Raw genomic sequence first — 9,018 nt, 5'->3', positions numbered from 1 at the left:
GCTGTAGAGCAATTCGGCGCGATGGGTGTCGATGAGATTCATCGCGCCCTTGATGATGCCGTTGGTCTGGAGGAAGTCCTCTTCGCACTGGGCGATGATGTCGACAATCGCATTGCCGATGCAAAGCACGTCATAATCCGGCATCAATGTCTCCGCCAAAAACCCGAGCCGGCTTCTTGCCATGCCCGCGCGGGTCTACAGCATGACGCTGAAAACAGGCAACCGATTTTCTGTCCTTGCCGCGCCAGCCAGGCGCTACGACAATTCGACCGTGGCCGAAACATTTCGTCGCGATGTCGCCTACATCTGCGCTCCTGAGATCACGGTCCGAAGGCGCGAGCCCATGCCTGCCAAAAACGACACGGCTACCGACCTGGCGCTGCTTGGCGTACTGGCTGTCCTTTGGGGCGCCTCCTACACCTTCATCAAGATCGGCGTCGAGACCATCCCGCCCATCACCTTCATCGCCGCCCGCACCCTGATCGCCGGCGCCATCCTGTTCGCCATTATCCGCTGGCGTGGGCTTGCCATGCCGGGCGACGCGGCTAGCTGGCGCCGCTTCGCCTTCCAGGCCTGCCTCAACAGCGTCATCCCGTTCACGCTGATCGCCGCGGCCGAGCGCTCGGTCGACGCCGGCCTTGCCACCATCCTCAACGCCACCTCGCCGATCTTCACCTTCCTGCTCACCGCACTCATCACCCGCCATGAGCCGGTCACCCCACGCAAGCTGGTCGGCGTCGGCGCCGGCATTGCCGGCATCTGCCTCATCGTCGGCACACAGGCGCTTGGCGGCATCGGCGACCAGCTCTGGGCACAGATCGCCATCGTCGCGGCAACCGTGTGCTATGCGGGCGCTGCCATCTTCGGCCGTGGCTTCAAGGGCCTCGATCCGATGCTTCCCGCCGCTGGCTCCATGCTGTGCGGCGCCGTCATGCTGGTGCCGCTCAGCCTGGTGGTCGACCAGCCATGGACGCTGACGCCTTCGGCAGCTTCCATCCTCGCTTTGCTCGGCCTGTCCGTGTTTTCGACGGCACTGGCGTTCGTCATCTATTTTCGCCTCATCCACTCGCTGGGTTCGGTCGGCACGACGTCGCAGGCCTATCTGCGGGTGCCGATCGGCGTCGGCATCGGCGCCATCTTCCTCGGCGAAAGCCTGGGTCCGACGGCATGGCTCGGCATGGGCTTTGTCGTTGCCGGCGTGGCGGCCATGACCATACCGGTCCGCAAACCGGCCTTCGCCCGGTAGGCAGATTTCGGCAGCGTCCAAAGACAAGCAAAGGCCCGCGCTTGTGCTCGCGGGCCGCACTGCCTATCTCGGAGACGTCCTACCTTGAGCGGTTCAGTGTTTGATGGAATGTCTGACCCGCTGTAATTTCTCGTTTTTACGCAATCCCAGGTGGAAAACCGCTACGCACTTTTCCTGGAATTGCTCTGTGGTTGTGTCCGCTGACCTGGGTTTGAAGCACGGTGATTTTCGACGCTGCCCGCACCGCGGCCCTGGAGCTGCTCTCGCCTCCGTTCCGCGCCGTGTTCATCAAGACGCTCGGCCTGACCCTGCTGGCGCTGGTCGCCCTGTGGTTCAGCCTGACCAGCCTTGTCGAATGGTTGGCCCTGCCATGGCTCCAGACATTGTTGCCCGGCATACCGTACTGGGCCGGCTGGCTGGGCGGCATTGTCGCGGCCATCGCGCTGGCCTTCGGCATGGCGCTGCTTGTTGCGCCGGTCACGGCCGTCATCGCCGGCCTCTTCCTCGACGATGTCGCCGAAGTGGTCGAGCGCACCGATTACCCAGGCCACCCGGCCGGACGGGCCATGCCGGCATTGCGCTCGATGGTGCTGGCGATAAAGTTTTTCGGCGTCGTCATCCTGGGCAACATCGTGGCGCTCATGCTTCTGCTGGTGCCGGGCATCAACATCGCACCCTTCTTCATTGTCAACGGCTACCTGCTGGGGCGCGAATTCTTCGAATTCGCCGCCATGCGCTTTCGCCCCGAGGAAGATGCGAGGGCCCTGCGCCGGCGCTATGCCGGTACGGTGTTTCTGTCCGGGCTGGTGATCGCGGCATTCCTTGCCGTGCCGCTGCTCAACCTGCTGACGCCGCTCTTCGCCGCCGCCATGATGGTGCATCTGCACAAGGCGGTCTCGGCGCGGGAAGCGGTCCGTTCCGCAAACGGTTGAGCCTTCAGCGCAAGAGGAAACCACGTCCCAGCTCGTCGTCCGGTTCGACAATGAATTCGGCTCGTCCGGAATAATAGGCGCGGCCGCCGACGCGGGCGACGATCGCTTCGTGCGGGCCGGCCTGTGCCGTTCGCACGACCGCCCCGGAAAAGCGCGAGCCGGCGATGCTCTCGAAACTGCGCGTCTGCCCGATGGCGATCTCACCCTTGGCATGCATGGCCGCCAGCCGGGCGGTCACGCCGGAACCGGTCGGCGATCGGTCGACTTCCGCCTCGGCGAAGACGCAGACATTTCTGGTGACTTCCCCGGAAAAGGCGTCCTTTCCGTCGGTCAGGATGGTGCCGTAGAGGAAGGCGAGGTCGTCATGATCGGGATGCGACAGCGCAAACTCGGCCTTGAGCCGGTTCGTCAGCGCCGTTGCCGCATCGACGAAATCGCGCACGCGGTCGCGGCCGAATTCCAGCCCGAACTGATGGCAGTCGGCCAGCGCGTAGAAAGCCCCGCCATAGGCGATATCGAAACCGATCTTGCCATACTCTGTCAGCTCGATCTGTTGGTCGCGGGCGAACAGGAAGGCAGGCACGCTCTCGAACGACACCGCACCGGCCTTGCCGTCGCTGACCTCGACCGAGGCGACGACCAGGCCACAAGGCGCCTCGATGTTGACGGTGGTGAACGGCTCCTGTTTCGCCACCAGGCCTTCATCGATGGCATAACGGCCGAGCGCGACGATGGCGTGGCCGCACATGGTGGAATAGCCCTCATTGTGCATGAACAGCACGGCAAGGTCGGCGCCGGGCAAATCGGGCTCGACCAGCAAGGCGCCATACATGTCGTAATGGCCGCGCGGCTCGAAGATCAGCAGTTTGCGCAAATGGTCGAGGTTGTCCCGCACATAGGCGCGCTTCCCCAGGATGGTGCCCTTGGGGATAGCGGGATAACCCCCGGTGACGATCCGCAGCGGCTCGCCGCCCGTATGCATGTCGACGACGGTAAGGTTCATGCGGCGTCTAACCCTGGGATTTGCCGTACAGCGCCTGCAACTTGCCGAACGGCATGGCAGCGCGGGTGAAGCCGAACGTTCCGTCCTGCTGGATCTCGCGCGCCGCCGTCTCCAGCATGCCGTAGGCGAAATTGGTCAGCCACGGCCCGAGCGAAATCCGCTTGACGCCGGCCATGGCAAGGTCGGCGATGGTGAAGCCGGGTCTCGCCATGACGTTGACCGGCTTGGTCACCGCCGAGCAGAGCGTGCGCACCATCTCGACGTCGCCGATGCCCGGCGCATAGAGGACGTCGGCGCCGGCCTTTTCGAAGGCCTGCAGCCGCTTGATCGTATCGTCGAGGTCGGACTTGCCCCACAGGAAGTTCTCGGCCCGCGCGGTGAAGACAAAATCGCGCTTCAGCGCCCGCGCCGCCTCCACCGCGGCGGCGACGCGCTCGACCGCATGCGAAAACTCGTAGATGGGCTTTTCCGGATCGCCGGTATGGTCTTCGATCGAGCAGCCGGCAAGCCCGGCGGCCTCCGCTGCGAAAATGGTCTCGGCGGCCTGCTCGGGGCTGTCGCCCTTGCCTTTTTCGAGATCCGCCGAGACCGGCAGTTCGGTCGCGGCCGTCACCTCGCGGCAATGATGGATCATCTGGTCGAAGCTCACGGCCCCGTCCGGCAGGCCGCGCGAAAAGGCAAAGCCGGCGCTGGTCGTGGCCAGCGCCTTGAAGCCGAAGGAGCCAAGCAGCTTCGTCGTGCCCGGGTCCCAGGGATTGGGCATGACGAAGGTCGAGGCATGCAGGTCGCGAAAGATCTTGCCCTTGTCCATGAATGTTCCCCATGACGAGTGTCGGAGCGGATGCTAGCGCGCCGTTTCCGGCCGGGCAAACAAATGCGGTTGGTTCAGAAGCGTTTCTCGTTGTCTGCTGCCAATTTTTCGAAGGCATCGGAATCGGCGACGTAGCCCGCTGTTTTCTTGTCCCAGCGGTAGGTTACGGAAATGTCGTTCGAGACGGCTTTGGGGGCGGGTTCGTCGCACGTCTTGTCGGTTATCGTCGCCTTGATCGCGGCGTAGGGCTGGCCATCGCTCACGGCCTGGAAGGTCAGGTCCTGGGAGCGCCGATAGGAACAGACATTTTCGTCGAACGTGTTGATGAGGTCGATCAGCTCAAAACGGTCGTCTCGCACCAGGATAAGCGGCGTCGACATGTAGCCCTGGTTCGAGTTGAAATGCGTGCTGGAGATCATCAGCGCATCGTCGCTGGCGCCGAGCGAAAGTTTGCCGGGGTGGCGAAAGAAGGTGAAACGGTCGGTCGCCACATTGACGGCATCGAGCAACCTCGGTTTGCCGGTGAGATCGTAAAGCGCCAGCACCGCATAGCCCTCCGCGCTGTCGGGCGATTCGCCGAGATCGAAAAGCATGGCCAGCCGCTCCTTGCCTCCGGCCTTGATGCCAAGCACGCCGGCGCTGAAAACGCTCGGTGCTTCTGGTGGCGAGCTGTCATTGTCGGGACCGGCAATGTGCCGCATCTCGATCGGCGAGGAGCCGACATAGTAGTCGCCCTTCGCCGTCAGATCCGGAATGACCATCCTGATGAGATCGGCATAGGTCGTGCCGGCGTGGCCATCGATGGGTTTGCCGAGGTCCGGGCTGGCCGCGTCCTGGGCGCCGGCCGCGCCGCCCAGCAATGGCAGCAGCAACAGGCAGGCAAAGACGAGCCGATGCAAAAATCCCGACATGCTTGATATCGTCCCCTCACCGCAAGCACCGCGAAGCTGACACTTCCGGGCGACATGCATTAGCCCATCCGGCCGGCAAAATCAGTGGATCGGCACCAGCCCGGCGAGTTCGCGCATGTCGTCGAACAGGATGCCGCCGGCCTGGATCAGGCCGTCGCGGTCGGAATAGGGGTCGCCATGATAGGAGAACACCCGCATGCCGGCAGCGATGCCTGCCTGCGTGCCGGCGACGCTGTCCTCGATGACGATGCAGTCGGCCGGCTCGAAGCCCATGGCTTTGGCCGCATGCAGGAACAGGTCGGGGAACGGCTTGCCGCGCGAGACCATGGTGGCGCTGAACATCGCATGTTCGAACAGCGGCAACAGCCCGGTCTGGCCAAGCGTTATGTGCATCTTCGAGATCCTGGCCGAGGTGGCGACGCAGTAGGCGAGGCCGGCGGCGCGGACCGCCTCGATGAACTCCCGGACATAAGGGATCGCCTCGACGCCATGAGCGAACAGATCCGGCAGGCCGGCATTCCAGCGCTCGACGAAATCGGCGCCGAGCCTGGCGCTGGTCGTCTCCTCGATCTCCTTCTGCACCGAGACCATGCTGCGGCCGGAGAAGTTCTTGCGGCAATATTCGAAGGTCGTTGGATAGCCGCTCGCGCTGAGCCATTCGGCCAGGCGTCGGTTGGCGAGGTTCTCCGTGTCGACCAGGATCCCGTCGCAGTCGAAGATGACAAGTTTCGGCAAGGGCATTGGATTCGCTATCAGGCGGTGCCGGTCGATCCGAATCCGCCCGAGCCGCGCGCCGTGCCGCCGGCGAGCGAACGCTCTTCAACCGCCACCTGCGTCACGGCGGCGAAAACGATCTGGGCAATGCGCATGCCGCGCGTAACGGCAAAGTCCTCGTCGCCGAGATTGACCAGCAGCACCTTCACTTCGCCGCGATAGTCGCTGTCGACCGTGCCGGGTGAATTGAGGACGGTAAGGCCGTGTTTGAAGGCAAGGCCCGAGCGTGGCCGCACCTGGCCTTCCATCCCTTCGGGAATTTCCAGGATCAGCCCGGTCGGCACCAGAGCGCGCTTGCCCGGCAGGATCAGAAGCGGCCGGTCTTCGGGCACCGCTGCGCGCAAATCCATGCCGGCGGCGCCGGTGCTTTCATAAGCGGGAAGCGGAAGTCCCTCGCCATGCGGCAGCCTGACGAAGCCGACGGTGGGACCGATGACGGAGGGTGTTTGAAGGGCTGCGCGCATAAAATCGATCCTATCGGCGCGATTGCCGATTCGGTCAATTCGCCCGCAGGGCTATCAACGGCTTTCTTTCGGGCATCACTATGGCCTGAGGGCGGCTCAACGCACTTCCATCGGAACCACCGTCGTCTCCTTGATCTCCTCCATGACGAAGGAGGCGGAAACATCCGACAGCGCCACCTTGGCGATGAGCCGCTGGTAGAGCCGGTCATAGGCCTTCACGTCGGCGACACGGGCGCGCAGTACATAATCGAGATCGCCAGACATGCGATAGACGCCGATGATCTCTGGCAAGCCGCTTACCGCAGCGCGGAATTTCTGCAGCCAGTCCGGGTCGTGGTTGGATGTGCGGATCAGGATGAACACCGAAAGGCCAAGCCCGAGCTTTTCGGCATCGACCAGCGCCACGCGGCCGGTGATGACGCGATCTTCCTCCAGCCGCTTGACGCGACGCCAGCAGGCATTGCGCGACAATGCCACCCGCTCCGACAGCTGGTCGACCGACAACGTGCCGTCTCGTTGCAATTCGGCAAGCAATTTTCGGTCGATTTCATCGATTTCCAGTGTCATTTGGGATGTTTGTCCCATGAAGTGGCAAAATACAAGGATATTTTGGGACCAATGAACCGGTGAGACGTGTCAGGATACTCATATCAGGAAGCTCCAGCGCTGAAGGGGAACCAGCATGTCGCTCGCAAGCATTTTCACCTCTCATCCGGCCAAGGTCGGCGAAACCTATTTCGGCCATATGGCCTTCGCCGCCTGGTTCTCGTCGCGCCTGCTGATGGCGGCGGGAGCAGCGCTCGTTCACGCTTTCTTGCCATTTCTCTTCGAGACTACCGCCAGCCGAATCATTCGCGAGCTCTACGAGCGGACGCACAACAGAGGCAATCATACGGTCGATGCGCCGGCGGCGCTTGCGGATCGTGCCTAGGGGACGACAAAGCGATGTGCCGATGGGCGGCCTATCTCGGTGAAGCGGTCGTTCTCGAAGATATCCTCACGGCGCCCTGTCACTCGCTGATCGCCCAGAGCCACTGCGCCCAGGAAGCCAAGTCGCCGACCAATGGCGACGGTTTCGGCCTTGCCTGGTATGGCGAGAGGCCCGAGCCCGGCCTCTACCGCGACATCCTGCCGGCCTGGTCCGACCCCAATCTGAAAAGCCTGTGCCGGCAGATCAAGTCCGGCCCGTTCCTCGCCCATGTCAGGGCCTCGACCGGCGGCGCCACCAGCCGCATGAACTGCCATCCGTTCATCTCCGACCGCTGGTCGTTCATGCACAATGGCCAGATCGGCGGTTTCGAGAAAATTCGCCGCGCGCTGGAGAACTCGCTGTCCGACGCTGTCTTCGACCAGCGCGAAGGCACCACCGATTCCGAACTGTTTTTTCTCCTGATGATCGACGAGGGCCTTTCGGCCGACCCGCAAGGCGCCGTCTCGCGTGCCACCAGCCGCGTGCTGGAAGCCTCTCGCCGCGCCGGTCTCGAGCCGGCGCTTAAACTCACCGCCGCTTTCTCCGACGGACAGGCGCTGTATGCGGTCCGCTACGCCACCGACGCCCACGCGCCCACGCTCTACACGTCCATCTTCCGCAAGGGCGCTGGCCGCTGCATCGTCTCCGAGCCCTTCGATCGCGAGGGCGGCGACTGGCAGGCGATCCCGCCATCGAGCTTCGTCACCATGACCAGGGATGGCATCGACATAAGTCCATTCGTTCCGGTCGCGGCGAAGCTGGCGCTGGTTGGATAGCAAATCGTTTCGGTCGAGTTCCTCCGCGCCCCTCTCTGTCCTGCCGGACATCTCCCCCAGAGCGGGAGGCCAGATGTCGCGATGGCCTTCCCAATCTCGAACGTTGAAGAGCGAAGCCGCCTGCGAAGCTGACGTCTCCCACTTGTAGGGGAGATGTCCGGCAGGACAGAGGGGGGCGCCGTAGAGTGCCGCCTCGGAAGCAGCCATTGCTACTGCGCAAACCGCGCCAGCCCGTAAGGCGCCAACAATGCATCGCGCTCGCCTTCAAGAATCTCCCGCGCGGCAAACAGGCCGACGGCTGGTGCCAGCGTGATGCCGGAATGCATGACCGCGACGTAGAGCCCATCCAGGCCCTCGGCGCGGCCGATGATCGGAAAGCCGTCGATCGGATTGGGGCGGTAGCCAATGGTGTGGAAATCGAGTTCCAGCCCCTCGGCGCCACGCAATGCTGCTTTCGTGACCGCGAACAGCGCGCGGGCGGTCGCTTCGGCGTCCATACCGGGATCGCCGCCGGCGAAATCCGAGCCGGCGATGATGCGGCCCTCGGCGGTCTGGCGCATGTGTAGCCTCTCGGCGTGCACCAGTCCGTTGAGCAATTTCCTGTAAGGCCGCGAATGGACGATAAGGCCGGGCGGCGTCTCGATCGGCAAGGTGATGCCGGCCGTCGCCGCAATATCCGGAGAGCCGACGCCAGCGGCGATCACCACCTCGTCGGCGGCAACGAGCCCATGTGATGTGTCCACGCCGGTAATCCTGCCGTTGCTCTGGGCCAGCGCGGTCACCGTGCCGGAGAGGATGCGCGCGCCTTGCCGCGCTGCATCCGCCAGCAGCGCCTTCGCTGTGGCCGCGGGCTCGGCGACACCTTCCTCAGCGATATGCAAGGCAAAATCTGGAGGCTCGGCGAGATTGGGCTCAATGCGTGCCACCTGCTCTCGGCCAACCCGTTCGATGCCGTAGCCCCAGGCCGAATGCTCGTCCGCATAGGCTTCGAGCCTCTCCGCCTGCAGGTCCCAGTTCAGGCCGCCGCACCAGGCCAGCGGCAGGCCGGGCAAATCATTTGCAAGTCGCTTCCACTCGGCCATGGCACGGATGCGCAGCCGGAAATAGGTTTCCGGATTGCCCAACTGGCGT

General features: G+C 63.8%; 11 protein-coding genes and 1 pseudogene. 4 read left to right on the top strand and 8 right to left on the bottom strand.

Going from position 1 to position 9,018, the window contains the following annotated elements; genetic code table 11:
- Window positions 1-144 (bottom strand): annotated as a pseudogene (locus tag EOA36_RS38350) (adenosine kinase); the annotation flags it as partial.
- Window positions 145-343: 199 nt separating this feature from the next.
- Between EOA36_RS38350 and EOA36_RS18150 the strand changes: the two are divergent.
- Entirely contained in the window at window positions 344-1,246 is a 903-nt protein-coding gene (locus tag EOA36_RS18150; RefSeq protein WP_127278806.1) for an EamA family transporter, read from the top strand.
- 221 nt (window positions 1,247-1,467) lie between these two features.
- Window positions 1,468-2,178, top strand: coding sequence for a sulfate transporter family protein (locus EOA36_RS18145; protein ID WP_127278805.1), 711 nt, complete (start codon window positions 1,468-1,470; stop codon window positions 2,176-2,178).
- Window positions 2,179-2,182: 4 nt separating this feature from the next.
- Here the strand turns inward: EOA36_RS18145 and EOA36_RS18140 are convergent, their stop codons facing one another.
- From EOA36_RS18140 to EOA36_RS18115, 6 genes are all read right to left on the bottom strand, one after another.
- Entirely contained in the window at window positions 2,183-3,181 is a 999-nt protein-coding gene (locus EOA36_RS18140) for a proline racemase family protein (RefSeq protein ID WP_127278804.1), read from the bottom strand.
- A 7-nt stretch (window positions 3,182-3,188) separates the two neighbouring features.
- Complete coding sequence (locus EOA36_RS18135; protein WP_127278803.1) at window positions 3,189-3,992, bottom strand: oxaloacetate decarboxylase; 804 nt, start codon at window positions 3,990-3,992, stop codon at window positions 3,189-3,191.
- A 74-nt stretch (window positions 3,993-4,066) separates the two neighbouring features.
- Window positions 4,067-4,903, bottom strand: a complete 837-nt coding sequence (locus EOA36_RS18130; RefSeq protein ID WP_127278802.1) for a hypothetical protein — start codon at window positions 4,901-4,903, stop codon at window positions 4,067-4,069.
- An 81-nt stretch (window positions 4,904-4,984) separates the two neighbouring features.
- On the bottom strand, window positions 4,985-5,644 hold the full coding sequence (locus EOA36_RS18125) for an HAD family phosphatase (RefSeq protein WP_127278801.1): 660 nt from the start codon (window positions 5,642-5,644) through the stop codon (window positions 4,985-4,987).
- An 11-nt stretch (window positions 5,645-5,655) separates the two neighbouring features.
- Window positions 5,656-6,141 carry a dUTP diphosphatase gene (gene dut / locus EOA36_RS18120; protein WP_127278800.1) on the bottom strand — a complete coding sequence of 162 codons (486 nt, stop codon included), beginning with the start codon at window positions 6,139-6,141 and terminating at the stop codon, window positions 5,656-5,658.
- Between the two features lie 96 nt (window positions 6,142-6,237).
- Window positions 6,238-6,708, bottom strand: a complete 471-nt coding sequence (locus EOA36_RS18115) for an Lrp/AsnC family transcriptional regulator (RefSeq protein WP_127278799.1) — start codon at window positions 6,706-6,708, stop codon at window positions 6,238-6,240.
- 115 nt (window positions 6,709-6,823) lie between these two features.
- On the opposite strand from EOA36_RS18115, the gene EOA36_RS18110 reads away from it, so the two are divergent.
- Together EOA36_RS18110 and EOA36_RS18105 are read left to right on the top strand one after the other, a co-directional pair.
- A complete protein-coding gene (locus tag EOA36_RS18110; RefSeq protein WP_127278798.1) occupies window positions 6,824-7,072 on the top strand; it encodes a DUF6356 family protein in 249 nt (82 codons plus the stop codon).
- Between the two features lie 14 nt (window positions 7,073-7,086).
- Window positions 7,087-7,887: a class II glutamine amidotransferase gene (locus EOA36_RS18105; RefSeq protein ID WP_127278797.1), complete on the top strand. Its 801-nt coding sequence runs from the start codon at window positions 7,087-7,089 to the stop codon at window positions 7,885-7,887.
- 209 nt (window positions 7,888-8,096) lie between these two features.
- Here EOA36_RS18105 and EOA36_RS18100 read toward each other — a convergent pair.
- Window positions 8,097-9,018: FAD-binding oxidoreductase (locus EOA36_RS18100; protein WP_145969209.1), on the bottom strand; the 922-nt coding region annotated here is incomplete at its 5' end.

Source organism: Mesorhizobium sp. M8A.F.Ca.ET.021.01.1.1 (assembly GCF_003998025.1).
GTDB lineage: Bacteria > Pseudomonadota > Alphaproteobacteria > Rhizobiales > Rhizobiaceae > Mesorhizobium.
Note: the sequence above shows the minus strand (reverse complement) of the source record. Positions and strands in the feature narration are given on the sequence as shown.